17 protein-coding genes are annotated in these 26,640 nt (G+C 50.1%); 8 read left to right on the forward strand and 9 right to left on the reverse strand.

Annotated features, from left to right (window positions below):
• Window positions 1–87: 87 nt before the first annotated feature.
• Together NGM62_RS01160 and NGM62_RS01165 are read left to right on the forward strand one after the other, a co-directional pair.
• A complete protein-coding gene (locus tag NGM62_RS01160; RefSeq protein WP_262245334.1) occupies window positions 88–1,860 on the forward strand; it encodes an aminopeptidase P family protein in 1,773 nt (590 codons plus the stop codon).
• A gap of 19 nt (window positions 1,861–1,879) precedes the next feature.
• Entirely contained in the window at window positions 1,880–2,047 is a 168-nt protein-coding gene (locus NGM62_RS01165) for a hypothetical protein (protein ID WP_262245336.1), read from the forward strand.
• A gap of 163 nt (window positions 2,048–2,210) precedes the next feature.
• On the opposite strand, the gene NGM62_RS01170 is transcribed toward NGM62_RS01165, so the two are convergent.
• The 4 genes from NGM62_RS01170 to NGM62_RS01185 all read right to left on the reverse strand — a co-directional run bounded on the left by NGM62_RS01170 (window position 2,211) and on the right by NGM62_RS01185 (window position 10,079).
• Window positions 2,211–3,794, reverse strand: coding sequence for a M81 family metallopeptidase (locus tag NGM62_RS01170; protein WP_262245338.1), 1,584 nt, complete (start codon window positions 3,792–3,794; stop codon window positions 2,211–2,213).
• Between the two features lie 93 nt (window positions 3,795–3,887).
• Window positions 3,888–5,456 carry a SusD/RagB family nutrient-binding outer membrane lipoprotein gene (locus NGM62_RS01175; RefSeq protein WP_262245340.1) on the reverse strand — a complete coding sequence of 523 codons (1,569 nt, stop codon included), beginning with the start codon at window positions 5,454–5,456 and terminating at the stop codon, window positions 3,888–3,890.
• 75 nt (window positions 5,457–5,531) lie between these two features.
• On the reverse strand, window positions 5,532–8,831 hold the full coding sequence (locus tag NGM62_RS01180; RefSeq protein WP_262245341.1) for a SusC/RagA family TonB-linked outer membrane protein: 3,300 nt from the start codon (window positions 8,829–8,831) through the stop codon (window positions 5,532–5,534).
• A 102-nt stretch (window positions 8,832–8,933) separates the two neighbouring features.
• Window positions 8,934–10,079 carry an ROK family protein gene (locus tag NGM62_RS01185; protein WP_262245342.1) on the reverse strand — a complete coding sequence of 382 codons (1,146 nt, stop codon included), beginning with the start codon at window positions 10,077–10,079 and terminating at the stop codon, window positions 8,934–8,936.
• Between the two features lie 341 nt (window positions 10,080–10,420).
• Here NGM62_RS01185 and NGM62_RS01190 point away from each other — a divergent pair, with 341 nt between their 5' ends.
• Both NGM62_RS01190 and NGM62_RS01195 read left to right on the forward strand, forming a co-directional pair.
• Complete coding sequence (locus NGM62_RS01190; RefSeq protein WP_262245344.1) at window positions 10,421–11,182, forward strand: class I SAM-dependent methyltransferase; 762 nt, start codon at window positions 10,421–10,423, stop codon at window positions 11,180–11,182.
• Window positions 11,183–11,207: 25 nt separating this feature from the next.
• Window positions 11,208–12,419, forward strand: coding sequence for an acyltransferase family protein (locus tag NGM62_RS01195; protein WP_262245346.1), 1,212 nt, complete (start codon window positions 11,208–11,210; stop codon window positions 12,417–12,419).
• Between the two features lie 892 nt (window positions 12,420–13,311).
• Here the strand turns inward: NGM62_RS01195 and NGM62_RS01200 are convergent.
• From NGM62_RS01200 to NGM62_RS01210, 3 genes are all read right to left on the reverse strand, one after another.
• Window positions 13,312–13,542, reverse strand: a complete 231-nt coding sequence (locus tag NGM62_RS01200) for a hypothetical protein (RefSeq protein ID WP_262245348.1) — start codon at window positions 13,540–13,542, stop codon at window positions 13,312–13,314.
• Between the two features lie 1,967 nt (window positions 13,543–15,509).
• Window positions 15,510–16,604: a hypothetical protein gene (locus NGM62_RS01205; protein WP_262245350.1), complete on the reverse strand. Its 1,095-nt coding sequence runs from the start codon at window positions 16,602–16,604 to the stop codon at window positions 15,510–15,512.
• A 3-nt stretch (window positions 16,605–16,607) separates the two neighbouring features.
• Entirely contained in the window at window positions 16,608–17,432 is an 825-nt protein-coding gene (locus NGM62_RS01210) for a sigma factor-like helix-turn-helix DNA-binding protein (protein WP_262245352.1), read from the reverse strand.
• Window positions 17,433–17,744: 312 nt separating this feature from the next.
• Between NGM62_RS01210 and NGM62_RS01215 the strand changes: the two genes are divergently transcribed.
• The 3 genes from NGM62_RS01215 to pnp all read left to right on the forward strand — a co-directional run bounded on the left by NGM62_RS01215 (window position 17,745) and on the right by pnp (window position 20,876).
• Window positions 17,745–17,969: a helix-turn-helix domain-containing protein gene (locus NGM62_RS01215; RefSeq protein WP_262245354.1), complete on the forward strand. Its 225-nt coding sequence runs from the start codon at window positions 17,745–17,747 to the stop codon at window positions 17,967–17,969.
• Window positions 17,970–18,205: 236 nt separating this feature from the next.
• Window positions 18,206–18,484 (forward strand): 30S ribosomal protein S15, encoded by a 279-nt coding sequence (rpsO, locus tag NGM62_RS01220; protein WP_262245356.1) that lies wholly within the window; start codon window positions 18,206–18,208, stop codon window positions 18,482–18,484.
• A gap of 253 nt (window positions 18,485–18,737) precedes the next feature.
• The gene (pnp, locus tag NGM62_RS01225) at window positions 18,738–20,876 is read left to right on the forward strand and encodes a polyribonucleotide nucleotidyltransferase (RefSeq protein WP_262245359.1); all 2,139 of its coding nucleotides are present in this window, start codon (window positions 18,738–18,740) and stop codon (window positions 20,874–20,876) included.
• Between the two features lie 139 nt (window positions 20,877–21,015).
• On the opposite strand, the gene NGM62_RS01230 is transcribed toward pnp, so the two are convergent.
• The gene (locus NGM62_RS01230) at window positions 21,016–23,253 is read right to left on the reverse strand and encodes a GH92 family glycosyl hydrolase (RefSeq protein ID WP_262245361.1); all 2,238 of its coding nucleotides are present in this window, start codon (window positions 23,251–23,253) and stop codon (window positions 21,016–21,018) included.
• 147 nt (window positions 23,254–23,400) lie between these two features.
• Here NGM62_RS01230 and NGM62_RS01235 point away from each other — a divergent pair, with 147 nt between their 5' ends.
• Complete coding sequence (locus NGM62_RS01235) at window positions 23,401–24,408, forward strand: LacI family DNA-binding transcriptional regulator (RefSeq protein ID WP_262245362.1); 1,008 nt, start codon at window positions 23,401–23,403, stop codon at window positions 24,406–24,408.
• A 114-nt stretch (window positions 24,409–24,522) separates the two neighbouring features.
• On the opposite strand, the gene NGM62_RS01240 is transcribed toward NGM62_RS01235, so the two are convergent.
• A complete protein-coding gene (locus tag NGM62_RS01240) occupies window positions 24,523–26,631 on the reverse strand; it encodes a T9SS type B sorting domain-containing protein (RefSeq protein ID WP_262245364.1) in 2,109 nt (702 codons plus the stop codon).
• Between the last annotated feature and the right edge of the window lie 9 nt (window positions 26,632–26,640).

Below are 26,640 nucleotides of genomic sequence, written 5' to 3' on the forward strand. Positions count from 1 at the left end.
TGGTTGATCAGCTAATTTAGCCATACAAATCGTCATAGAACCGTATTTTTTGATATTTTGTAACTTGCCACCATCAAAGTAAAGTAAATGACCTACGGAGAAAAGCTGGCTGCAATCCGCGGCCTGATGAAAGAAAAGCACATCGACGCCTACTTGATCCCCTCATCTGACCCGCATGTCAGTGAATATCTGCCAGATCGTTATAAATGCATCGCTTGGGCATCGGGTTTCACGGGTTCGGCCGGTACTTTAGCCATAACCCAATCGTTTGCCGGTCTTTGGACCGATTCCCGGTATTTCGTTCAAGCTCGCGAGCAGCTGGCGGGGAGTGGCTATGAGTTGGTAGAGTTAACTGTTCAACATGCGGCAGAGTATGCCGACTGGTTAGCGGAAAACTTACCCCGGGGTACTATTGTGGCTTTCGATGGGTGGTTAATGTCTGCTGCATTGGCTGCCGCAGTTCAGCAACGATTGCTTGTTGCTGGGATAGAAGTAATAAACGATATAGACCTGCTAACTCCGATCTGGCATAGTCGCCCCGCGTTACCCCAAAATCCGGTATATTTACTTGAAGAAACCATCACCGGTGAAACGACTGCTTCTAAGCTTGCGAGGGTGCGTGTGGAAATAACGAAGAGCCATGTCGATGCCCACCTCATCTCGTCGCTGGACGATATCGCTTGGTTACTGAATATGAGGGGTAGCGATGTTGTTTGTAACCCCGTGGCATTGGCATTCCTGCTGGTTACGCCGGCTGATGCGATATTATTTGTCGATCAGGTAAAGCTATCGCCAAGGGAACGTGCTGAGCTTCTTGCAGGGGGAGTTGAAATAGCCGATTATGCAGCGGTAGAAGGTTACCTGCGGCGTTTATCCGGTAAGACATTTCTGCTCGACCCCAGGCGCACCTGCAGCCATGTGTATGACATATTGCTGCCCAATGTGCGGGAGTCGAGTAACCCCACCACACGCTTCAAGGCGGTGAAGAATGATGTGGAGATAGCCCATATTCGCGAAACAATGGTGAAAGACGGGGTGGCACTCACACGCTTTTTCAAATGGTTGGAAGAGACCATGGGTAAGGAAGAAACTGTTACGGAACTATCTATTGCTGAACGGTTGAGGCAATTCCGATCCGAGCAGAGTGGTTTCGTAGGCGAAAGCTTCGATACCATTGCCGGATACCGCGCCCATGGTGCACTGCCGCATTATAAAGCCACCACTGCCAGCGACAGCGAATTGCAACCTAATGGTTTGTTGTTGATTGATTCAGGAGGACAGTACCGAACCGGTACGACCGATATTACCCGCGTGGTATCGTTGGGTAATTGCACTGCTGAGGAACGGGTAGACTACACGCTTGTGCTCAAAGCGATGATTGAGGGGTGCACTGCGGTTTTCCCCCGTGGAACCCGGGGCTATCAGATTGATGCTATCACGCGGAAACCTCTTTGGGATGAGTTGCGCAATTACGGCCACGGCACGGGCCATGGCGTGGGCTTTTTCCTCAATGTGCATGAAGGGCCGCATACATTCAACGGGGCGGCTGTGGATGTGCCGGTGGAGCTAGGGATGGTGACGTCCATTGAGCCAGGTTTATACCGTGAGGGTGTTTATGGTATCCGTATCGAGAACCTGGTACTGAGTGTCGGCCATGCCGACACGTCGTTCGGATCCTTTGTGGCGTTTGAAACACTGACTATCTGCTATATCGATACGCAGTTGGTGGATAGATCCCTGCTCGATACGAAGCATGTAACATGGTTGAATGCATACCATGAAATGGTTTATCGCCGCTTGGAACCTTATCTTACGGCGGAGGAGCAATTGTGGTTAGCGAAAAAAACAAAGGCTATTTAGTTTCAGGTTAGCCCAAAAAATGGAAGAGCCGGTTACCGGGCGGCAACCAGCTTCTTCCTACCTATTAAAACAAACCAAAATCTTTGGTGGCCTGATGGCCGATATGTATCTTTACTTTATAAAAACAGTAGCTTTTGCAGATGCTAAATCATTCCATCTACGGCCTGCCACTGCTGCAAACATATAATTAAAATTCAATTTCTCATAGTTAAAAAATGTTAAAATGTTTATTTTTTCATTTTATGACTTGTCATTTGAACCAACTGGTTTGAAGCATCATCGGCATATTTCAGTCTTTTTGTTTTGCTAATTCTATTTAGCATGCTGAGGTAGACAGTTTATCCAGTAATTTATTTTTCCGGCCTATATTTATGCGATAGGGGGATAAATCGTGCAGATAAATCAGGATCTGCCATGTCTTTGTCAAACGGATACATGGGACGGTTTATGCGTTTATAGGGCAGTCCTATCAAATTCTGGTCTACACCGCCGACAGTAAGTGCCATGACCCAGTCGCCGCGCATGTCGTAAAGTTCAGGTACGAGGTAGCCGATTTTCACCATTAGGATATCGGCTTCCCGAGGGGTGAGGTCGAGGTCCGTAAAATCTTTTTCATAGTGATAAGGCTTACGTTTTTTGGTGACGATAATATAGTTGTTATCGATTTTTACGACGACTTCCACTTCGGCATCGCGATCGCCCGATTTGATAGCATGTACGATGCCTTTCAGCCGCAACGGGGGTGCAAATCGGTTATCTACGAGAGCGCCCACCATCCCGTCCACGGGGTTTCCTACGCCGGCCTGCAAAGCTTTTTCTATCAGGTCGGGCCCCGGAAGTGACGCATAGATAAAGGTGGGCCCATCTGCTGCTTTAAACGCCTTGTGCGCAAGTACGTCCATCAGTGTTTTGGTTACGTCCCCCGCACCGCCCGCCGTAGGGTTGTCGCCCATGTCGCTGATGATAAAGGGTTTTTTGTCGCTATTTGTGGCCATATCCAAAGCGTTTTCCAAGGTCGTCGTAGGTGCCACGAAGTCGAAGTCGTGGCGTGACTGCCAGAATTTTTCAGCCAGTTCTTCGGCCGTTTCTTTGACTTTGATACTATCATCGCCGACAGCCATGACATATCCGTGGTTGCGCGGTTCATCGGCCCACGGATATCCCATCCAAATGGCGGCATCTACCACACCTTCCTGCGCAGCAGCCGGTTCTACGGCAGCATAGAGGCTTTTCCCGGGTTCAATACGCGTGCTGGTCTGTTCGCCGGGCAGAAGGATAGGGATGGGGACCCATGCCTTGTAGGCAGGTTTTCCGGTACCCGCTATCAACCTATCCACCAGGTTTTGCGCGGCCCGTTGTTTGGTCTCCATGGCATCTTCATGAGGTGCCAGGCGGTAGCAGGTAATCAGGTCCGAGTATGCAGCAAGTGGTTCCGTGACATGACCGTGTAAATCCATACTGGTCGAAATAACCGTTTGGGGTCCCACCACTTCGCGTATCCGTGTGATGAGATTGCCCTCGGCATCGTCGAGGCCGACGACGCTCATGGCGCCATGAATATCAAGAAACAGGCCGTCATACGGTGTATGCCTCTTTAGCGAGTCCAGCATCTCGCTTACCAATGCCTCGTATGCTTCAGGGGTAACAGCGCCACCGGGGATTGCTTTTCCGGTAAGTGTGGGCACCCATTCGGCGGCATCGCGGAGTGCGGAGCCTTCGTGGAAAAACGGATAATAGTCAAATATTTCAGCGCCCCTCCTGGGGTGGAAGGCCGCCGCATCGGTAGTGGCTGGTGAGAAGGTGCTCGATTCGATGGCGAGCCCGGCAATGGCAATCTTGGGTTTTTTAGATTTATTGCCTGTATTTTGGCAGCCTACCCATGCCGAGGCCATGATGGCTGCAAAAATCAATCGGATGGCGGTGTTCGTTTTCATCTATGATATAATTGAGTTTGTTGACTCCGTGCTGTAAAAAGAAAAGCCACCCACTGGCGGAGTGGCTTTTCTAATCGCATGTTTGGGCAAGTATCAATTAACGTCCCAGAAGAGTTTCGTGTTTACGTTATCATTTGCTTGGACAGCTTGGTAATTCGCACCGTTATAGGTAGGTTCAGACGTAGGCAGATTCCATTTTACAGGTACTGTTTTCTGCATGTCAGAAGCGTCTACCCGGAATTCAAAAGTTGGAAAGTCCAAACGTCTATTCTCCGCCCATGATTCGAGGGGCTGTATGATGTTAAAATGCAACCATTTTTGAGTGGCAATGAGTTGGATGATGTCTGTGCCCCACCCAATGTTGGAGATATAGGCGTTTATCGCAGCTGTGGTAGGCGCATCGGCAGCAGCAGTTGTGTTGTCGTTACTAACCGCTCTGATGTCTTGGACAAGTTGGATGGACTCTTTGATGCCTGTTTCAAACGTGTTCTTTGCGTTCGTGGTATTCCCATTCCTAGCATAGTATTCCGATAGGAGGAAATTGACCTCTGAAGCCGTGATGATAATGCCCGGGAAGTATTGATTCCTAGAATACGTAGACCGGTTATAGATGGAAATTACACCATCATTAATCAACGCGGACTGCACCGTATTTGTTAGTGATTGATCGAGCCCTTCAAATTCACCTTCAGCTTCAGCTCCCGGCTCGAAAATAAACGGAAGCCTAGGGTCCTCATTGGTTAACATGTGGTCAATCATCACTTTACCTGCGATGTTGGCATTCCAGCTTTCTATACCGTCGCGCAGTCCGTTGGAGTTAATACCTGTTTCATGGCTGAATATATCGATTTGGATATTGTCTTCATTCGTTAAAACCAACGGATTCGCAGACGGGTTGTTGACGATATCTGCTAGTTCCTGTTGCGCACGAGCAGAAAAGGAGGAAGCGTCAGATACCCGGGTCAGCATGCGTAACCTTAATGAGTTACAATATTTTTTCCACGAATCCAAGTCTCCATTGTTGATAAGGTCTTGGGTTGAGAAGCTGTTTTGGATAGTGGAAGGGATGGTTAACGAATTCAGCTCCGTGCTGATTGCTTTCAGGTCATCCAACATCGTGTTATAGATGTCTTCTGCACTGTCGTATGCAGGGTAGGAAACCGTGTAGTCTCCACCGTTTGCATTCAATGTGCCCGCCTCCGTCCAGGGGATATCACCGTGGAGGTCGATAATCTGCTGGGTTTGGTCGTAGAAGAAAATCTTGGCAGCTAAGTAAAAAATACGTTTTTCTTGCTGTTCTTCCACGGGGGCATTATTATACACGTTCTCGAGTTCCCTGAATTGCGCTAGACCACTATAATAGGTTCCCCATCGGTCGGAAATTGCCGCAGCACCTGGCGAGAGTTGGTTCGCTTCATTTACCCAGCCAGTAGCCTGGACGTAACGAATAGCGGTTGTGCGCAGGATGACGAAATAATTCCAATAACTGGGGACAACAAGTTCGCGATAGGAATAGAGCATTCCGGCAAATTGTTTGTCTATGGTAACTTCCGTTACTTTCGAGGGGTCGCGATAAAACTCATCAAAGGAGGATTTTTTACACGACGTAATGATAATAGAAGAGACTGTGAATAGTCCTAATATGATAAGATACTTTTTCATTTTATTGTTTTTTCTATGTGAGCTATGAGACTTGCATGAATGAGTCCAATCATGTAGGTCTCTTTTTGCTATTTCTTAGAAACTTGCGCGTAACATGGCACCAAATGTTCGGGTAGCGGGGCTCGTGCCTGCATTGGAAACCTGGTTAATCCAATTTGATCCGCCGGTCATCTGTTCTGGGTCGAGATCCTTTATAGAGCGATAAAGGAAAAAGAGGTTCCGTCCGAATATAGACAATTGCAGATTTTCGGCTCCTAATTTTGCAGCTATCGACCTAGGCAAACGATACCCTAACGACAGTTCACGCATTTTGATGTAGTTATTTTTTTGTACATATAGTTCGTAGCGAGAATACGAATACTGTGGTCCCCCCCAGTTATAGGTGTTCGCATAATACGACACTTGTGATATGATATTTGTATTGGTAGTGCCGTCGGATAGTACACCATCCATCAACATGCCGTCGTGAAAGACTTTTTCGCCATTCGGACCGGAGGTGCCCGTGAAAGCGACACCTTTACCGTTAGCATCGACATAATAACTGATGCCGCCGTGGGCCTCATCCATATAATTAAGGCTTTCTTCGGTTAAACCGCGGCTGGTCATCCAGTTTATGCCGGTCGGCATCACATGGCCACCCCATCGGAAGTCGATTAACGCGTCCAATGTGAGGTTCTTGTATGTGAATGTGTTGATAAAACCACCAACTACTTTCGGCATCGCATTCCCGGCTTTAATCCAAGAATCCGCATCTAATTGATAGAGCCCGTTGTCCATCACAATTTTCCTGCCCTGTTCGTCGGTTGCAACGGGGTGAACCATGATATCCCCCATAGGCTCACCCACTTTTGATATCAATTGTGCTGCGGCGCCGTCATAGTCCCGATGGAGTAACTCGCTTGCCCCGCCGGGTAATTCTTCAACGATATTGCGGTTCATGGCGAAGTTCAAGATCGAGTTCCATTGGAAGTCGCTGGTGCTTACGGGTGTGCCATTAATCACGAACTCCCAGCCTTTGTTACGTAGCGTGCCCACATTGGCCAGGATAGACGAAGCTCCGGTAGAGATGGGCAGGGTATAGTTGAGGATTTGATCCTTGATTTGCCCGTTGTAATAGTTGATTTCAAGGCCCAAGCGATAATTAAGCAAACGTGCCTCTAACCCAAATTCGACTTCTCGTTTGGTTTCCGGTTTTATGGTCTCATTGCCAAAGGAAGAGGTAGGCACATTGGTATAAAGCACGGCAGTGCCGGTGCCCTGGTTACCGAGTGTACTTTGTGAATAGCTCAAAGCACTTTGATAAATCGTTGGGTAATTACCCACAATACCCCAGGATCCCCGTACCTTGACTTGGTCGAAGGCCGAAGGGAGCGTAAATGCATCAGACAGGATTAAGCTGGAGTTGACGGAAGGGTATACCACTACGTTGTTATCCGGGTGCATCGTCGAGATGCGCTCGCGCCGCACGGTACCTTCCACAAACCAGAAATCCTTCACATTGGCGCGGAGCATGCCGAAGACGGCGTCGCGGAGCATATTGCGGCGATAGTTATAACGAGAGTTGAACGATGTTAAGTTTACTGAAGCGTTCAAGTCGAACCAATCGCGTACACTAAGGCCGCCGTTGGTTTCCCGTTGGGAGTAGGCTTCCTCGTTTTTCGTAGCTGTATAGCCCGCCATGGCACCCATTTTCAGATCTGGAGTAATCTGTTTTTCGTATGTGGCGAGCAGGTCCGCATAGTACACGCTGCCGTTCATCTGGCCTAGGCCGAAATAGCCACTATTGCCATACGCCAACGGGATTCTGTTCGGTTCCTTGTCATCCGTTTTCATTGCGGTAAGGTCTGCCGAGAAACGGCCACGTACCGATAAGTCGGATGTGATTTGCCATGTATTGGTGAATGAGCCTATAAGACGATTGGAAAATTCGTTGTATTGTTTAGCCTTCACATGCCACATATAATCAAGTACATCACCCCGGTAACCATTATAAATGATATTTTCTTCGGGGGTTAAACTCTGGTCAGTTCCGGTAACGAACCGGTAGCCGAGGCTTGTTTGATACTTGTTGATATACCATTCGGGATTGTCAAATGTAGAAATCATCCCCGTAAAGTTGTTGATAAGCCTGTCTGTCAAAAACGGGCGATTGTACGTGTGCTGATTCACGAAGTTAACCATCACGTCTGTCGTGAACTTTTCTCCCAACTGGAATGTGCTGTTGAAATTGGCAATATTCCGTTTATTGTATGAGTCAAGCGACGTCATCTGGTTATCTTGGCGTGTCACAGAAAAACGCGTATTGGAATTATCGGATGCGTGGCTCAGCGCAACATTCAGGATCGTATTGTTGGGGTTGTTGAAAAACTTGCTATATGCATTTTGTGCTTCATATGGCCTTATTTGACCATCCCAAGAGAGAATGGGCTCGCCATCGAATTTAGGGCCGAAATTCAGGCTGGTATTGGCCGGAGCCCTCGTTTCAGTGATGCCGTCACCATCTAAGTCGTAATAGAAAAACATATCGTCCGATTGTCCGATGTCGGCGTATGAAGGGTCGTATCCGGCACCTCTTACATCTTGGAAACGAGGCAGGTAAGCAATTTTATCATTGGTGTATGTTGCGTTGAAGTCAATGGAGAACTGCTTGCCACCCTTGCCGGACTTGGTCGTTACCAGCACAACGCCGTTCATTGCTTCTGATCCATAAAGCGCTGCGGCAGAGGCTCCTTTTAATACACTGATGGATTCGATATCTTCAGGGTTTAAGTCTTCAAGACCGTTGCCGCGTGCACGCTGGTCGCCCCAATAATCGGAATTGTTGAACGATGACTGCCGGATGGGCACGCCGTCAATGATAACCAAAGGCTGTGAATTGCCCGTGATGGAATTTGTGCCGCGAATGTTGATGTTGACAGCTGATGTAGCCCCACCTGGAGCCGCAGATATTCGTACGCCCGGTGCTTTGCCGTATAATGCACCGGCAAAATTCGGGCTACCCGTCTTGGTAAGCTCTTCGGCTTCAACAATACTCATGGCATATCCAAGTTCTTTGGGTGCGCGCTGTACGCCCAATGCTGTAACAACAACTTCATCCAGTTGGCTGGCATCTTCTTGAAGTGTCACGTTGATGGTGGAAGAGCCTCCAACCGTGATGGTTTGGCGTACATACCCGATAATGGAGAAAACGATGATTTCCCCTTGAGTAGCTTGGATGGAATAACGTCCATCCGTGTCAGTTTGTGTTCCCCGGGTGGTGCCCTGTATGGCGACGGTTACCCCGGGTACGGGACCATTTACATCCGTTACCACTCCAGTAACGGTTTGCTGTGCATGGGCGGCAATCAGCATACTTGATAGGACGATGATTGCCATGCATAACTTTTTGTACAAAATTCTCATGTTCTGTGTCATTTAGTTGGTTAAAAAAAGGGTTATTGTATCATTCTTAAGGTTTACTCTGTTAGCAATATCGTTTTAACTTGTTACGGCCTTCGGCTCCTTCTGCAAGCTTGTTTTCATTAATTGATGCGGTTTGCTATTTTCGATAATTAGGCTTGCAGCCCCTAGTAACTCAGCTTCATACCCTAGGTCAGAGACCACCACGGTTGTGTGTTCTACCAGCTTTGGGATACAGAATTCGTTAATCGCGCGCTGCACCGGGGGAAGGAGTAACTTGCCGATGGCTGCGCCTCTGCCACTTAAAACAATGCGCTCGGGATTCATGATATGGATGAGGGTAGCGATACCTTTGCCCATCATGAAGGCCGCATCGGAGATCGCTGAGATGGCCAGCTGGTCGCCTTTGCGTGCCGCATCAATCAGATGGTCGCCTTCCGATTTGGTAGGTGTGGCAAAAAGCCGTTGAAGGCTTGAAGTGGTGCCTTCGGCTATCGCTCGCTTAGCGTTTTCGACGGCAACGAGCAATGATGCGTCTACTTCCATGCAGCCGCGCTTGCCGCAGGAACAAAGTTTATTGCTATGCGAGAGGGGGATGTGGCTAAATTCGCCCGCATAACCATTATGACCCCTGAACAGGCTTCCGTTTACGATCATGCCCAATCCTATTCCCCAGCCCATATTAACAACCATGACATCCCGCATACCTTTTGCGGCCCCGAAGTGTAGCTCCGCCATGGCGATTGCACTGGAATCATTTTCTATATATACCGGTAAGCCCAGCCGCTGTGTCAAGCGGTCGCGCAGGCCGAGGTGGTGCTCATCATTTAGAAATGAAGCGTTTATTCCTTTCTCCACATCAATGAATCCGGGCATCGCAACGCCTACGCCCACAATGTGCTCGCGCTTTATGTTTGCCGAAGAGGCATACCGGTCAATCGCCACACATAATTGTTGGAAAGCCGCTGCATTATCCTGTAACGGTAAAGAAAAAGCCGTTTCCGGGTGTACCGCTTCGTTCGCCAAGTTATAAACAACGATCCGTGTGATGAATTGGTCCATCGCTACAGCAATAAAATAGGCTTTGACTTTTTTATTGAGCCGATACGTGACCGCACGCCGCCCCCCGGTAGATGGGGCAAGGCCATGTTCCACTGCATACCCATCTTTGAGCAATCCGCTGATGATGCTGGTAATATTGGGTACACTTTTATTGGTGTACATGCTCAACTCAGCTACGGAAAGTGCCCCGTGATAGTAAAGCAGTTTGAAAACGGCTTTTTTTAATTGATCTTGGCGAAGTTTCACTGTGCTTGTAACTGCTTATAATGTAATTGTTAATGCAAACTTAATAAAAAGCAAACCTTCTTTTTTAAAACTTATTAAAAAAAAACATTAAGATGTTGTATAGTGCTTATAATCAGTACAATTAATTTTTATATTGATTGTGTGATTGTAACCACGGGTGTTTGCCGGTCATTTTCTCGTACGATTTACCTATTTTTACTCCCCTTAATATAATTTATAACCAAATCAAGGCTATTCAATTCGGAATCGGATTGCTTATGAGGTATCAGGACAGTATACAGCGGTTTTCACAACGGGCTGGAAACTATGATAGGTTTCGGCCGGATTACCCGCAGGCACTCCTCTCATTCCTCCATGAAACCGTACCCATTACCCCCGGTTTGGTTATCGCCGACATTGCGGCGGGCACGGGCATATTCACAGAGCAGATCGCTTCGTGGGGTAGCCGGGTGTATGTGATAGAGCCCAATCCCTATATGCGCAGCATGGCACGTAGGCGGTTGAGCGCCTGCGGACGGTGTGTATTCTTGGATGGAACTGCCGAGGCCACGGGGTTGCCAGACCGCTCGGTCGACCTTTTTGTCTCCGCCCAAGCTTTCCATTGGTTCGATTTGGCTAAGACAAAAGCAGAATTCGAACGGACATCGCGTAGTTCGGCCCATGTAGCTGTCGTTTGGAACCTGCGGAATACACGCAGTGCTTTTGAGTCTGGTTATGAGTTGTTTATCCGAAGTTACGCGACGGACTACCTCCAAGTGAGCCAACGCAAGATGGATACGGCGGATGTCCGTTCCTTTTTCGCACCATCGGTACCGAAATATCGTGTTTTCGGCCACGTGGATTCGCTGACTTATGAGCAACTGCTTGGCCGTACGCTATCTTATTCGTTCCTTCCGGATGAGCTGTCGCCTGTGTTGCCTGAGATGACAGCAGCGTTGGAAGCGTTGTTTAAGGCGCACCAACGGGAGGGGAGGGTGCGGTTATCGTACAAGGCACGGTTGTTCGTGGGGCAGATTTGAACGCTGAAATTATGCATTGTCAACTATGAAAAAACGTTATTATTCGCTTGATGTGTTCCGTGGGGCTACGGTAGCGCTGATGATTTTAGTAAACAATCCGGGGAGCTGGGCGCATCTTTTTTCACCACTGGGCCACGCGGAGTGGCATGGGCTTACGCCCACGGACCTGGTGTTCCCGTTTTTTCTGTTTGCTGTGGGCAACGCGATGGCATTTGTGATCCCGCGCCTAAGGGAAGCTGGCGACTCCGCATTTTGGCGGAAAGTGCTGAAACGTACGGCATTGATTTTCGGTATCGGACTGTTGCTCAATTGGTGGCCTTTCGTGCGTTGGGAAGGGGATGCCCTGGTGTTTAAACATTGGGTTGATCCTGATGATCCGGAGCGGGGTATCCGAATTTTCGGAGTGCTGCAGCGTATCGCGCTGGCTTACTGCTTCGCATCCATCATCGTTTATTACCTTAAGGAAAGGTGGGTTATCACCATTTCGGCGGTATTGCTATTAGGCTATTGGGTGCTTTGCGCGGTATTTGGCGGTACTGATCCGTATAGTTTGGAAGGTTGGTTTGGAACCGCCGTAGATAAGGCGGTGCTGGGAACGGCGCACCTGTATCGCGGAGAGGGTGTCCCGTTTGATCCGGAAGGGCTGATGAGTACCTTGCCCGCTATTGTGCAGGTAGTGGTTGGCTACCTCACGGGGCAGTATATCCGGGCGCAGGGTCAGGTAAGCTGGCTGTGGCCGCGGCTGCAGGCACCGGCCGAACCGCTCTATAAAATGATGTCGGGCTTGTTCGTGGTGGCAGCGCTCCTGTCGTTGCTGGGTCTGTTCTGGGGGTTGGAGTTCCCCATCAATAAGAAAATATGGACGAGTTCTTACGTGCTTTATACCAGTGGCCTCGCGTTGTTTACCATCGGCGTTGTTATCTGGTTTTTAGAGGTGCTGGGTGTACGGAACGGCCTCACACGCTTCTTTGATGTTTTTGGTAAGAATCCGCTGTTCATTTTTGTACTTAGCGGTGCACTGCCACGCTTGCTGGGGTTAATCCGTATCCCAATGGGAGTTGATGAATCAGGCGGAGCGCAGTATACCACGCCGCTTCGTTGGTTTTATACCGAGGTGTGCGCGCATGTGCCGGGGCCACCGGAAGTTGGGTCGTTTTGTTATGCGTTGGCATTTCTTGCGCTTTGTTGGTGTATTTGCTACGTATTGGATAGGAAGGGGATTTATATTAAGGTATAAGCACTTTGGTCTTCGACCGATTCTCGGTCGTGTACCGGTGGTTTTCTTATCCTTACCAAATCTGCCCAGTACCCAAGGCGTACCACGATGCTATGTCGCCTGTACACTCCTCGCTCCACTTTCTTGCGGGATTGGCTTCTGGATGGCTTCGGTATGGCTTCGGAGCTTGGCTTGGACTTCAACTGGACTTGTATTGGACTTCTACTGGATTTGGTTTGGACTCCTATTGGTTCCGCCTGTCGAAGCGTAGTGCAAGGCAGCATAGAGAGCAAACTTACCTCCGAAGCCGACCCCTAGCTGACTCAAACGCTACCCCGCCCTGACCCATTCCCTATCTGTTGTCCGTCCAAATATGCCTTTCTCCCATTATATGGCCGCTTAACCTTCGTTGAAATGCCTCTGGCGAGGCCGTTTACCAAGGCATATGCGGGACACCAGGGGGTAGGGCCCGAAGGAAGGTTAATGGAAGGTAGGATTTGAGGTAAGAGAAACTCCTTATTTCAATAGTGGTGTGCCGGGGTTCTCCAACATGCGAAGAGGGGTAATGGGTTACGTCCTGGCCGAGGCGCTTGACGTGTCGATTGCTGATTTTTTTGAGTTTACGTAATACATAGGAGCAAGGACGCAAGGAGCAAAGACAAAGGAATTGCGAACACCTTTCAAATGGGGTATGTAAGCACTTAATTTGATTTCGCGAACGAGGCTCGGTTATATAGTATCGGTTGTAAAATAAAAGTATTTAGTGAGTGTCAACCCGACCTCACCCTACGGCTGTACAAGCAGCCTCTAAAGTAATAAGAAGTCAGACGCGTTTAAGATTGGGATTTGTCGAAACGGATTCATAACTAGCAAATCCTTGTCGATCAGCGTATTGGTGTCAAACACAAAAAACTTATTCATCCGATTTTAGGAGTTCCTGTAATTCGGTTTCGTTGAAGCCCTTAGCTTTCGCTTCGGCAGTTGCCTTGTTTATGATCTCAAATAGCCGTTCATTGGCCGGCTGGCCTAAGAAATCGACAAGCCAAGCGTTGATATAAAGCTCAGCGGTCCTCTTCCGCTCGATATCAGCTTTTTCAAATGCATCGGCCAAATTTGGTGGTACATTAATAGCTATCGTTTTCATTACAACTTCCTTAGTAATAATCAAATGTTTTTGATGATACCGCTAGTTTAACAATCATCCACCGATCGGTTTCTAGAAGATTTTATGTTCGCATACCTTCAAAAAGTGGTTAGTAACACACATCACGGACATCCCTAAAAAAACATTCTTGTTGCATATACCTTTCAATTTGATTCCCTCTTGCCCCGATTGATGATGAAAGGAACAAAGATTAAGGATTACGACCACCGTTCAAATGGGCCGACAATAGCGAAACGTGATGGTTAATAGACACCCAGCCATTGGATATACTTTTCAAATTGATTCCCTCCATACCTCGATTAATGATGAAAGGAACAAAGAATAAAGACTACGCATTTAGAAAGGCGTAAGTCAACCCTTCGCGCAAGCACATCGCATAAGACCTGTGCCAGTTCGAGGTCTGTAACACCTTTTGGTATCTCGGAATACAGTAAACTTCTGTTGCACATACCTTTCAAAATGGGGTTACCCACACCTTGTCCCAACTGGCCATCATGATAATGACTGTTGCACATACCTTTCAAAATGGGGTTACCCACACCGTTCGGTGATGAAGCCAGCTATTGGTGATAGTTGCACATACCTTTCAAAATGGGGTTACCCACACCACCTACGTTCATCAGGTGAAAACAATGCTGTTGCACATACCTTTCAAAATGGGGTTACCCACACCGTCGTTGGGTTTTATGAGCGATGTTCTGACGTTGCATATATCTTTCAGATTTTGTCGCTGGCTCGCCCTAAGTAATGATGAAAGGAACAAAGATTAAGGATTTGCACGATACATTTCAAAATGACTTCCTCTTGCCCTGAGCAATGATGAAAAGAGCAAAGAACAAGGACAGTACCGCAAATAGACCTGAATCCCGCTGTATACACTTTCCAAAATGGGGTTAGCGACATCTGAAGCGGGGCTTTTTTATTAGCCTATGCTGTTGTATATACCTTTCAAAATTGATGCCCGCTTGCCCTGAACAATGATGAAAAGAGCAAAGATTAAGGATTTGCATGTTGCCATTTAAATCGGATTATCCTCATTGAGCTTTTTCTGATGTCTAGTGTCTAGCGTCTGATGTATCAAAATAATATACCTTTCAAAATGGGGTTAGTGACACCAATATTGCAAAGAACCCGAAAGATTAAGGAGTTGCATATACCTTTCAAACTATCCCCCTCTGCCCCGAATAATGATGAAAGGAGCAAAGATTAAGGATTTGCATGTCGCCATTTAAATCGGATTATCCGCATTGAGCTTTTTCTGATGTCTAGTGTCTAGCGTCTGATGTCTCAAAATAATATATCTTTCAAAATGGGGTTAGTAACACTAAAAATTACTGCAAAGACAAAGTTCAATCGTTGTATATGCCTTTCAAAATGGAGTAGGTAATACCTATTCGGGTTCGAGAAAACATCGTTCATCAGTTATATATACCTTCCAAAATTGATGCCCGCTTGCCCTGAACAATGATGAAAGGAGCAAGGACAAAGGGTTGCCGCCACTTTTCAAAAGGGGTTACCCACACCGAGCTTTTTCTGATGTCTAGTGTCTGGCGTCTGTTGTCTCAAAATAATATACCTTTCAAGATCGATCCCTGCTTGCCCTGAGTAATGATGAAAGGAGCAAGGAATAAGAACACTACCTGGGCCAGTTTCTGTATGCTCCGATTTACGATAGAACCGTTGCCTATACCAAATTCAATCATTGTCCCCGAAAAGACTGACGATTGTATATGCTTTTTTGCTCGTGGCTCCGCATTGTACACATTAATCACAACCGCAAGTTGACCATCGTATATACCCATTTTCAAACTCTCAGACTCTTGTGGCAAATAAAAAAGTATTCAGTGAGTGCCAATCCGGCCTCACCCTACGGCTGTACAAGCAGCCTCAAAATTTTCAAAGAACTATCTTAGTCGTAAGCCACCAGTCATCAGTCAACTCGCCACTTACTCCTCAATCACGTTAATCCCGGCCTTCTTCGCCTTGTAGGCAATCTTTTCCTTCAACCCATAATAACTCCAGTTGCGGAGCAGGAACTCCTCCTCCTTGGCTACTTCCTCCTTTTGCTGCTGGTTAACCAATAGCAGGGTCCCCGCTTCGGACTTTATACACAGGTCGATCAGCCGGCGGCTGTACAGGTGCAGCCGGCTGTCCACATATTGCCTTTCTTTCGCATCCCAGTCGTCCAAGCTTTTCAGCTTACGCTGGCGGCCCTTACCGGATCGGTTGTACGTAGACCCGCGTTGCAGGCGGTGCCGCGCAGCCTGTATGGCCAGCCGCCGGTGCAGGAATTCCTCCTTGTTGCCGATCTGGAACTGCGCCTTCCCCACGTTCACCACAATGGGGTGCTCGATGGAGAGCGATGCCTCGGCAATGACCGAGTCCTTCAGCTGATGCGCGTCGCGCTCCATCTCAAAGGCCGCCAGCAGGTACAGCTTGCCCTTGTCGATTTTCAGCGAACTGGCGCAGAGTTTCAACTTACCCGCGATGTTGCGCTGTATCAGTACCCGCTTATCCGTTTTGTCTTTGCCGAGGTAGGTCTTGAACGGGATTTTGAATAACGTAAACCGGAATTCGCGGTGTTTCTCGTCGGCCACGAATTTCAGCGACTTGCCCGAAAAGGGCAGCGGAATATTGCGCTTGTAGTTGCGTAGCGATTTCTCCCCCTTCCAGTACGCGGTCCGCTCGGCATTGTATACACTGGTGAGTGAATTGTTCAGGTTGGAAAAGATGTCGGACGGCATCTTACCCAGCAGCTTGCTCGACAGCACGCGGTAGGTGGTATTCATCCGTGAGGTATTGAGGATGCCGTCTTCATCCTTGGCACGGTCGGCCAGCTTCACCTTCACCTCGTCGGTAAAATAAATCAGGTCTTTTACCCGATCCTGCACATACAGGTTGGTGAAAATGAGGTTGGCGGCCTGAAAGGCCAGAAACTGCCATTCATACAGCTGCTTGTAGTGGGCGTCTTTCTGCGCTTTGTCTTCGCAGTCCACATATACCTGTATTTTCCGTGTGAGGATGATGGTTTCCTTTTCCATGGTTTAGGCCGATTGTTTCGCTTTGTTTTTATTAATGACGGCATAAGCTTGCACAAACAGCGACTTCACCCGTGTGTCGTCGAGTTGCAGCGCCGCGGCGATTTCCTCAAAGGAATACTGCAGGTCGTAGCGCATAGCCAGTACCTGCGCCTGCTCTTCAGTGAGCATGCCTTCGGCGATGAGCGGTTTGGTGCGTGTGGCGCTATCCAGCTTGGTCGTATCGGCGAGGGCAGCCCTCAGGTGGGCAATGCATTGCTCCACGCGCTGGGCAACCTCGTAATCCGAGATGCCGCCGAGGTGGTAGGCTATCCGGTCGTAGTTAAAGCTGTATCGCAGGCATAGCCGGAGAAATAGCTGCTGCTGGTCGGTCAGGTTGGGCAATAGCCGGTTGACCTGCTCCAGTTGCCGTTGTTTTTCCGCCTCCAGCTGTTCGAGGTATACGGCATCCTCCTCGGCTTCGTCCTCCAGTTCGTAACCCAGCATAAACTCTTGGAAATCCTCGATGCCATCCAGCCGCAGCATGCTGCGGTGGAAACGGTTGAGACTCTTGCGGTAGTAGGCCATGCCCGCTTCGTGGAGTTGCTGGCTGAGGAACTCATGCAGATTGTCCGTGTCTCGGATAACTTCCCGCATGAGCCAAAGCCGGAGGAATGCTTCCTGGGCGATGATATTGGCCACCAGATCGTCTTTTACAAAACGTTCGGCGCGATAGACATAGTGAGGGTAATATATGCGGTAAAAGTAGGCCAGTCCGGCCTCATCGCCGGCTTTGAAGCGGTGGAATGCTTCGGTGGTGTCTTTTCGGGTTTGGTAATTGGTTTTCGCCATAAAACAACGGGTTTGAGTCTGAAAATTTTAAAAAATATCTCTCCCCTTAGCAATGTCGAATCGCTACTACGGGTCTAAGCTCCCGGTATTGCCGGGTGATTTGTCTTGGTAACGGGGTTGCCCTATTCAGGCGAACACTTTACATTGGCTAACAGGCTCCAGAAGTGCCGATGTGTTTTTGATGGATAGTCCGATTGTTTACTCATGTTGTGCTATAATCTGGTTCTCTTTGGTAAAACAAAGATAGGAGTTTTATTTTTATTAAACAAATATGTTTAGCATGAATTTCAGACATTTCCCGTGTTTGGCTGAATGGCAATAGATATTCAGGCATTCAAAATAAAGTTGGGCCAGCGTATCCGCGTGCTTCGGGAGCGTGGCGGGCTTACGCAGATGGAATTGGGGGCGCTGGTCGGCAAAGATTTCCAAGCTATCAGCCGCATGGAAAAGGGCCGGGTGAACCCATCGGCATACCAGCTATATGTGTTGGCCGGAGCACTCAACGTGCCGATAGCTGAGTTTTTTGAGTTTACGTAATACATAGGAGCAAGGGCGTAAGGAGCAAGGAACAGGGACGCAAGGGCGTAAGGAACAAGGGCGTAAGGAACAAGGACGTAAGGAGCAAGGACGTAAGGAGCAAGGACGTAAGGAGCAAGGACGTAAGGACGTAAGGAGCAAGGAACAAAAAAGGTACACCAATTTGCACTGTAATTAAAATTGGTGTACCTTTGCGGCCGTTAATTTATTATTTACGCTTTAATATTATTCAAGTAATGTATTTAAGTAAAGAGTACAAGGCGGATATTTTCGCCGAATTTGCAGGAAATGCAACCAATACCGGTTCTGCCGAAGGACAGGTGGCTTTATTTACCAAGCGGATTGCCCACCTGACGGGGCATCTGAAATCAAACCGTAAAGATTTCGCGACCCAACGGTCTTTGCAGAAGCTGGTAGGTAAACGCCGTGCGTTGTTGAAATACCTTTTCCATAAAGATATCGAGCGCTACCGTGCCATCATCAAAGCCTTGGGACTGCGCGACATCATCAAATAGTTCAGGTGAAATTTTCAAAAAGGCCATCCGCCGACTGGCGGATGGCCTTTTTGCGTTTTATTGGTGGCCATGCTATGCCGGGTCAGACCAATTTTTATTCCGATGGCAGGCGCTTGTGGATAAGCAGCGGTGTGTAAGGTGATTAATACTTGCATATACACGGCTGTTTGTCTACTTTTGCACGCAAAGTAAAAGTCTATACAATCATGGTGTGCCGCCTAAAGACGAATAGCACACCGAATCGAAACAACAAATGAGTTACAACGAAATCAAAACAACAATCGATATCGGCGCGGGTCGCGAAATCGAGATTTCCACCGGGAAAATGGCCAAGCAGGCAGATGGCTCGGTGGTGGTCAAGCAAGGGAAAACCATGCTGTTGGCCACGGTGGTTTCCGCACAGGAACCTAAACCGGGAGCAGACTTCCTGCCCCTTTCGGTAGATTATCAAGAAAAATATGCTTCCACGGGCCGTATCCCTGGCGGTTTTTTGCGCCGGGAAGCGCGGCTGTCCGACTACGAGATCCTTATCTCCCGGTTGGTCGACCGGGCGTTGCGGCCGTTGTTCCCCGAGGACTACCACGCTGATACGCAGGTAATGATTACCCTGATATCCGCAGACAAAGACATCATGCCCGATGCGCTGGCTGGATTGGCGGCCTCGGCAGCCATAGCCGTATCCGATATCCCTTTCAACGGACCCATATCGGAAGTCCGTGTTGCTAAAATCGACGGCCAGCTGGTGATCAATCCGTTACTGAGCGAGCTCGAGAATGCGACACTGGAGTTTATCGTGGCAGGGTCTGCCAACGATATCGTGATGGTGGAAGGCGAAGCCAAGGAAATTTCCGAATCGGAGATGGTGGAAGCCATCGAGTTTGCCCATCAGACCATCAAAAAACAAGTGCAGGCACAGGTGGAACTTGCCCAATTAGTCGGAAAGACGACCAAACGGGAGTATAGCCACGAGCCGACCAATCCGGAGCTGCGTGACCAGATTTTTGCAGCTACCTACGACAAGGTGTATGCCGTTGCGAAATCTGCATCGGCTAAACACGAGCGTACCGAGCAGTTCAAGCAAATCGGCGATGCGTTCATAGAAGCGACGTTTGGCGAAGAAGAGCTTGATGACGATACCGCATTCCTGGTTAAGAAATATTACCATGATGTTCAGTATGAAGCTGTCCGCAACTTGATACTCAACGAAGGTATACGGCTTGACGGCCGCGATGTGCGCACGGTTCGCCCGATATGGAGCGAGGTGGATTACCTTCCTGCAGCCCATGGGTCGGCGGTCTTCACCCGTGGTGAAACCCAGTCGCTCACCTCGGTGACACTCGGGGCGAAAGACGACGAGCAGATGATTGACGGCGCATTCATCCACGGTTATAATAAGTTCCTGCTCCATTATAATTTCCCTGCATTCTCAACCGGTGAAGTACGACCGAATCGTGGACCGGGCCGCCGGGAAGTTGGCCACGGTAACCTCGCCATGCGCTCGTTGAAGCAGGTGCTGCCTACCGGCGATGACAATCCTTATACCATCCGTGTAGTCTCGGATATCCTGGAGTCGAACGGCTCGTCGTCCATGGCCACGGTCTGCGCGGGCGCATTGGCACTCATGGATGCGGGTGTGAAGATCAAAGCACCTGTGTCAGGTATCGCTATGGGGTTGATTACCGACGAGAAAAGTGGCAAATATGCGATATTGAGTGATATCCTGGGTGATGAAGATCATTTGGGCGATATGGATTTTAAGGTGACCGGTACCGAAAAGGGAATAGTGGGTTGCCAGATGGACTTAAAAATCAATGGACTGAAATGGGAAGTACTTACCCAGGCATTGGAGCAGGCAAAAGAAGCGCGGCTACATATCCTCAACGAGATGAAGAAGACGCTTGCCGAACCACGTGCTGATTACAAGCCACATGCCCCACGTATTATTAGCTTCTCTATCGACAAGGAATTTATCGGTGCCGTGATCGGGCCGGGTGGCAAGATAATCCAGGAGATGCAACGCGAAACCGGAGCCACCATCGCTATCGATGAGGTGGACAACAAAGGCGTGGTACAGGTGTTTGCAGATGACAAAGCGTCTATCGACGAAGCTGTACGCCGCATCAAGGCTATCGCTGCCAAACCCGAAGTGGGTGAAGTGTACGAAGGTAAAGTAAAATCTATCATGCCATTCGGTGCTTTCATCGAAATCATCCCTGGTAAGGACGGGTTGCTCCATATCTCCGAAATCGACTGGAAACGGTTCGAGAACATGGACGGTATCTTCAACGTCGGCGATATCGTGAAGGTGAAGTTGTTGGATATCGATAAACAAGGCAAGTTGAAGCTATCCCGCAAGGCCCTGATCCCAAGGCCGGAGCGGAATGAAGCGTAATTTCTGGGCGTAAGTAGATACGTTCTTACGTATCTGATGGAAAAGCCGGACATCAGTCAACTGATGTCCGGCTTTTTATATGCTTGTCGAGAGAGGCTGCGTGCTTAATGCTGGGCCATAAGACGTTAGTTGAGGCGAGTTAGTTACCGGGCCACGTTTCCGGTTTCCGGCCGTATCTTTTGCTGGGTTTAGGCCCCATTTTGAAAACGAGTTCGCCACCCTTAAGTAACTCGTCATGGCGGATATAGGTTTTGTCGTACGGCTCTCCATTGAGTGTCGCTGACTGGATATAGGGGTTCTCTGCACCTTTGCCCAATGCACGGATAATAAACGATTTGCCGTTTGGCAGGGAGAATGTTGTTTCTTCAGCAGTGGGGCTGCCGAAGACATATTCGCCACTGGCAGGATTTACCGGGTAAAGCCCGGCGATGCTCCACACCGCCCAAGCGCTCATCTGGCCGGCATCTTCGTTGCCCGCATAGCCATCGGGTCCATCGTGATACATGGAGTCTACGATTTGGCGTACGCGCGCCTGTGTTTTCGGCGCTTCCCCGATGTAGCTATACATGTAGGCTATATGGTGGCTCGGCTCGTTCCCATGCGCGTATTGCCCTATAAAGCCACTGGCATCGGGAGAAATATTATCGCCGTGCATTACCGAGGGGGCTGCGAATAGTTCATCCAGTTTCGCACTCAGTGCATTATTACCTCCGTATAACGCGGCTAGTCCGCTTATATCGTGGGGCACGAAGAAGGAATGCTGCCATGCATTGCCTTCTATGTATTGGCTTTTGTCGAAGTCGTGTTCCGACCAAAACGGGTCGAACGGCTCCACGAATTGCCCATCCGACAATTTCGCACGCATAAAACCCGTTTGCGGGTCGAATAGGTGGGTGTATGATTTTGCACGGTTCATAAAAGTGGCATAGTCTGCCGTTTTGCCGAGCTTTTTAGCCACTTGGGCAATGCACCAATCGTCGAAAGCATATTCCAATGTAATGGTTACACTCCCGCCCGCTTTGTCTTGCGGAAGGTAGCCGTGTTCGATGTAATCAGGCACTCCGCGTATGTCTTGATGTGCGCTTTTCAGCATTGCCTGGTATGCCCGTTCGGCATCCAGTCCGGGCCAGTTCTTCAGAATGGCGTCTGCCAAAACGGGAATGGCATGGTATCCGGTCATCGTGTTGGTTTCCCATGTGCTGAGGTCCCATACCGGGAGCAGGCCATTTTCGTCATGGAAGGCAAGCATGCTGTTGAGCATGTCGGTATAGCGGTCGGGCTGTGTGAGTGTGAAAAGCGGGTTCAACGCACGGAAGGTATCCCACAGTGAAAACAGGGTGTATCGATTAGCGCGGCCTGGCAGGGTATGCGTATCGCCGTGGGCATTCTGGTATTCGCCATCCGCGTCCGAGTAAAGCGTGGGGGCTATTGCGGTATGGTAAAGCGCGGTATAGAAAATTCGCTTCAGAGACGTATCGGGCGACGTTATCCGGATTTTTTGCAGTTCGTGTTCCCATTGGTTCCGGGCCGACGTATGAATACGGTCAAAATCCCAGCCTTGGATTTCGCTGAGTGCGGCCAATGCCTTCTGATAGCTGGTGGTGGACAACGCCACTTTCAGCATTATCGGAGCGCCGGTAATGTCTTCGAAGAGGAGCTGTGTGGCAACGCCGGTACCCCTGTCGTAAGTTTCAGCCATATCGGTCATATCCGACGCCGACTGGCCGTCGTAGAGGATTGCTCGCGTAATAGGGACAGACGTTCTGGCAGCGAAATAAATTCGTTGCACGCCGGCCCAACCGGAAGAAAAGCGATATCCAACCAATGTACTGTCATTGAGGATGCTGGTATGGGTCTCTGTAGGTGTGTCCCAATTTTGATGGAATGCGAGGTCGAGGCGTATAGTAGGTATACTGCCTTGGGGGAAGGTATAGCGATGCAGGCCGCACCGTGCCGTAGCCGTGAGGTCGACGTGGATCCCGTTGTCTAGCGTCACCCCGTAGTATCCGGGGGAAGCCACCTCATTAGCGTGTTTAAACGGGGTTTTGGGTGTATCCACAGTGTCTACGAGCGGTGCGGTCAGCGGCATAACCGAAATATCCAGCCAGTCGCCGATGCCCGTCCCGCTGAGGTGTGTGTGGCTGAACCCCGCAATAAGGCTGTCGCTGTAGTGATAGCCGCTGCACCAGTCCCAACCGTTCCGGCCATTATCGGGACTGAGTTGCACCATTCCGAAGGGTACCGTGGCGCCGGGGAAAGTATGCCCGTGGCCACCCGTGCCGATGAAGGGGTCAACATATGAAACCAGTGAATCTTGCGACCAACAAAATGTATAAGATAGCGTGAGTGCTACAGAGATGCTTAAACGCGTTAGCATAGTTGTTTCAATAATGTCGCTATTATTTATACGGTAAAGCTAATTGATTATTTCAGAAACACGAATTTTTAGTGCATTATTTTAGCCTATTTCATGAAAAAATACATAGGTTTGCACCTTTGCTAAACATTAAGCTTTTTTGCTAAAATGAAGAAAAAAATACTCATAAGTGACATCGCTAGGGATTTAGGGGTGTCGGTTACCACGATATCGTTTATTCTGAATGGCAAAGCGAAAGAAAAACGCATCAGTGAGGGGCTGACAAAAAGGGTGCTTGAGCATGTGCAGAAAGTGGGTTATAAGCCCAATGAATTGGCAAAGAGCCTCCGTACCGGTAAAACGAAGATTATCGGTTTGGTCATCGAAGATATTTCCAATCCGTTCTTTGCTAATATCGCCCGTCTCATTGAAGCCAAAGCCTACAGCAGGGGCTACCGGATTATCTATTGCAGCACCGATAACCAACCTGATAAGGCTGTTGAACTAATACAGCTTTTCCGCGACCGGCATGTTGACGGCTACATCATCACGCCCTCTGAAGGGGTGCGGGATACGATTGCGTCACTCTTGAACAGCCAGTTGCCGGTGGTATTGTTTGACCGGTACATCCCCGGCTTGGATGCCAGCCATGTGATCACAGACAATGTAAGGGGGGCGTATGATGCAACGGCACACCTTGCGCAGCAAGGGTACCGCCGCATTGCAATGGTGACACTCTATTCGTCGCAGACACAGATGCGCGATCGGATGGACGGCTACATGCGCGCCATTGACAGCTACCAGCTGCAACCTTACGTAAAAAAGGTGAATTTGGGTGATAATGAACAAACCGCCATTGCTGATTTCCATTCTTTTCTGGTTGACCAGCAACCCGATGCCATTTTTTTCGCGACTAACTATCTGGCGATCGCGGGCCTGAAAGCATTGAAGCAATATAAACTACCGTTCCCCGCCGTTGTTTCTTATGATGACCACACGTTGTTTAAGCTGTTTACACCCACTATCACGGCGGTATCCCAGCCCATAGAAGCGATTGCAGGAGAGGTGATCAATATCTTGCTAAACCAGCTTGATGGTAAGGAGAAAGGATCAAAACAGGTGGTGTTGCCATCGGAGCTGGTCATTAGGGAATCGTCGCTCGCGGTTTCCGGTTAGGCGAGTCCGGCGTATGAGTCCGGCCGATCGCAGAAATTCCCCTATCCCCCTAGACCAAGCTACGTGGTTCAGCATGCTGCGCATTTCCTGGCCAGCAACGCCTTTTCCTTCGGTTTATTTCAGCACAAAATAGCCTTTTTTGTGCTTCCACTGACCGTTGTCGTTGATTTCGACAAGGTAGAAGTAGGTACCCATTGGCACGGTCAGTCCACCTGTGCTGATGCCGCGGAACGCTTTAGTGGTGCCGTTGTCATAACCGGTGGCTTCGTAGATGAGGGTGCCGTTTCTGTTGAAGATGGTTACTTTGTTCTCTGGATAGTCGCGTATCCCTTCGATCATCAGGAAGTCGTTGATGCCGTCGGCATTGGGCGATACGGCCGGGTGTACCCGTATGGAGAACTCTTCGGTAGGGTCAACCACGGTGACGGTGATGGTCACTGGCGCTGCGGCGAGGTGGTTGGCGTCGCCGGCCTGCCTGGCGGTGATGCGCACGGTACCGAGCCTAAGCACGTTGAGCGTGGTGCTGCTGACGGTAGCTACCTGCTCATCGTCTACGCTGAGCGAGACGGGGAGTCCGCTGCTGCTGCCCACTTGCAGGGATATGCTGCCCGCGTCGCGGCGGAGCTCGCCCGGAGGGATAAATGTGATGATCTGGGTCGCCTGTGCTACCACAACACGCACGGTGGCTTTAACCGCCTGCGTATTGGTGGTGTGTTCGGCGGGTATGATGGTTCCGGAGAGCACGTAGGTGCCAACGCCGTCCCCGAACGTGGAGCGATCCCAGGTAATGGCTGCATTGGCTGAGGTACCATCGGTATACACCACCCCGACTTGTTCGGGGAGCGGCAGCTGTGCGGCAGGGATACCATAGGTTGTGGCCACGTCGGCAAGGTCTGCTGCCGCCGCCACGTCGCGGCCCACGTCTACGGTGGCCGTCGTTGCGGCGGTGTTGCCTACGGCGTCGGTCACGGTGAGCGTGACGGTCCGGCGGCCCGTTTCGTTGCGGTTGAACACTGTCTTGTCGAGCGACAGCGTGACGGCTCCACCGGCATCGGCGCTGCCATCATCTACCTGCTGCGGCGTAATGGTGACCGTGCCGCTGGTACCGAGGGTTACCCGGATATCCTTGGCCTTGGCCACAGGGGGTACACGGTCGATGACGTAGGCTTCACCCGAGGCGAAGGTCCGCACGGCATGTGGACGGATGCCTGCAGTATCGACGAAATCGAGGCGTAATGCTCCCTGACCGGCTACGGCCGACACCGGTACGGTCCATACCGACCCAATGCCGGTGGGTACTCCGATGGTGGCGGTGGCACTGCCCGAGGTTGTCAGGGCGAAATCCGCGGCATCCACACCCGCAACCGGCGAGGCGAAGGTAACCGTATAGGTCAGTTGTTCCGCGTTGGTCGGTGACCCGGCGCTGCGGGTGATGGATGCAACCGCCGTGAGCGTTTGCGCACTGCCTCCGGGCGATTGGAGGGTCGCTCCGCCGGCGTCGACCAACCGGATCCGGAAGTGGTAGTCCGTTCCGGGGCTGAGACCCGTCGCCACGGCAGCGGTGTTCGCCACGGTTCGGCTTTCGTAGCCGTCCATAAATGTGGAAAAATCCACTGATTGGGAGACGTCGAGTTGGTAGGATTCCGCGCCGATGACCTCAGGCCAAGCCAGCGCGAAGCCGCCATCGGTAATCTCGGATGCGGTGGGTCGCTGAGGCGTGAGGGCGTACCCCAACGCCGTGGGGTCAGCGATGGTCAGTGCAACGAAGGAACGGTCTTCCAAATCGGCCTCCACGTACCTATCGCTACCGGTGTGGCTGGTGCTGCCCATGATGGGCTTGAACGGCTCGTCATCGGTGGCCTGGGCAAAAAGCAATAGGGTTGCTTCATCGTGCTGGCCCAATTCGGCGGTGTGGTAGCGCACACGCACACGGCCGGTGAAGGCCACGGGGCCAGAGAGCCGGTACACCCGGGGCAACGAGTTACCCGTGCCGATCGATACGGGCGAAGGGCGGAAGGCAAGCGTTTTGCCCCGCATCACCAGCGGTGCGCCGCTGGCGGGCAGCAGTGCCAGGCGTTCGTAGGAAAACCACAACCCCGGGAGCGCCTTTATACCGTCGTCCTGCACGGTGAGTTGGCCATGTGCGGCGGCAGCCCACAGGATGGCCCCCGCCAGCATGCCCAACCGGCGCGCGGAGAAAGGAAGCCTGTTTTTCAGTTTCATGCCTACGGT

Origin of the sequence: Parapedobacter soli, assembly GCF_025460835.1 — a bacterium.
Lineage (GTDB): Bacteria > Bacteroidota > Bacteroidia > Sphingobacteriales > Sphingobacteriaceae > Parapedobacter > Parapedobacter soli.

Excerpts from the sequence above, each read along its gene's own strand:
- NGM62_RS01235 (WP_262245362.1), top strand. The coding sequence starts at position 23,401 with ATGAAGAAAAAAATACTCATAAGTGACATCGCTAGGGATTTAGGGGTG.
- NGM62_RS01185 (WP_262245342.1), bottom strand. The coding sequence starts at position 10,079 with ATGTACACCAATAAAAGTGTACCCAATATTACCAGCATCATCAGCGGA.
- NGM62_RS01240 (WP_262245364.1), bottom strand. The coding sequence starts at position 26,631 with ATGAAACTGAAAAACAGGCTTCCTTTCTCCGCGCGCCGGTTGGGCATG.
- NGM62_RS01190 (WP_262245344.1), top strand. The coding sequence starts at position 10,421 with ATGAGGTATCAGGACAGTATACAGCGGTTTTCACAACGGGCTGGAAAC.
- NGM62_RS01180 (WP_262245341.1), bottom strand. The coding sequence starts at position 8,831 with ATGGCAATCATCGTCCTATCAAGTATGCTGATTGCCGCCCATGCACAG.
- NGM62_RS01165 (WP_262245336.1), top strand. The coding sequence starts at position 1,880 with ATGGAAGAGCCGGTTACCGGGCGGCAACCAGCTTCTTCCTACCTATTA.
- NGM62_RS01160 (WP_262245334.1), top strand. The coding sequence starts at position 88 with ATGACCTACGGAGAAAAGCTGGCTGCAATCCGCGGCCTGATGAAAGAA.
- NGM62_RS01215 (WP_262245354.1), top strand. The coding sequence starts at position 17,745 with ATGGCAATAGATATTCAGGCATTCAAAATAAAGTTGGGCCAGCGTATC.
- NGM62_RS01170 (WP_262245338.1), bottom strand. The coding sequence starts at position 3,794 with ATGAAAACGAACACCGCCATCCGATTGATTTTTGCAGCCATCATGGCC.
- NGM62_RS01230 (WP_262245361.1), bottom strand. The coding sequence starts at position 23,253 with ATGCTAACGCGTTTAAGCATCTCTGTAGCACTCACGCTATCTTATACA.
- NGM62_RS01195 (WP_262245346.1), top strand. The coding sequence starts at position 11,208 with ATGAAAAAACGTTATTATTCGCTTGATGTGTTCCGTGGGGCTACGGTA.
- pnp (WP_262245359.1), top strand. The coding sequence starts at position 18,738 with ATGAGTTACAACGAAATCAAAACAACAATCGATATCGGCGCGGGTCGC.
- rpsO (WP_262245356.1), top strand. The coding sequence starts at position 18,206 with ATGTATTTAAGTAAAGAGTACAAGGCGGATATTTTCGCCGAATTTGCA.
- NGM62_RS01200 (WP_262245348.1), bottom strand. The coding sequence starts at position 13,542 with ATGAAAACGATAGCTATTAATGTACCACCAAATTTGGCCGATGCATTT.
- NGM62_RS01175 (WP_262245340.1), bottom strand. The coding sequence starts at position 5,456 with ATGAAAAAGTATCTTATCATATTAGGACTATTCACAGTCTCTTCTATT.
- NGM62_RS01205 (WP_262245350.1), bottom strand. The coding sequence starts at position 16,604 with ATGGAAAAGGAAACCATCATCCTCACACGGAAAATACAGGTATATGTG.
- NGM62_RS01210 (WP_262245352.1), bottom strand. The coding sequence starts at position 17,432 with ATGGCGAAAACCAATTACCAAACCCGAAAAGACACCACCGAAGCATTC.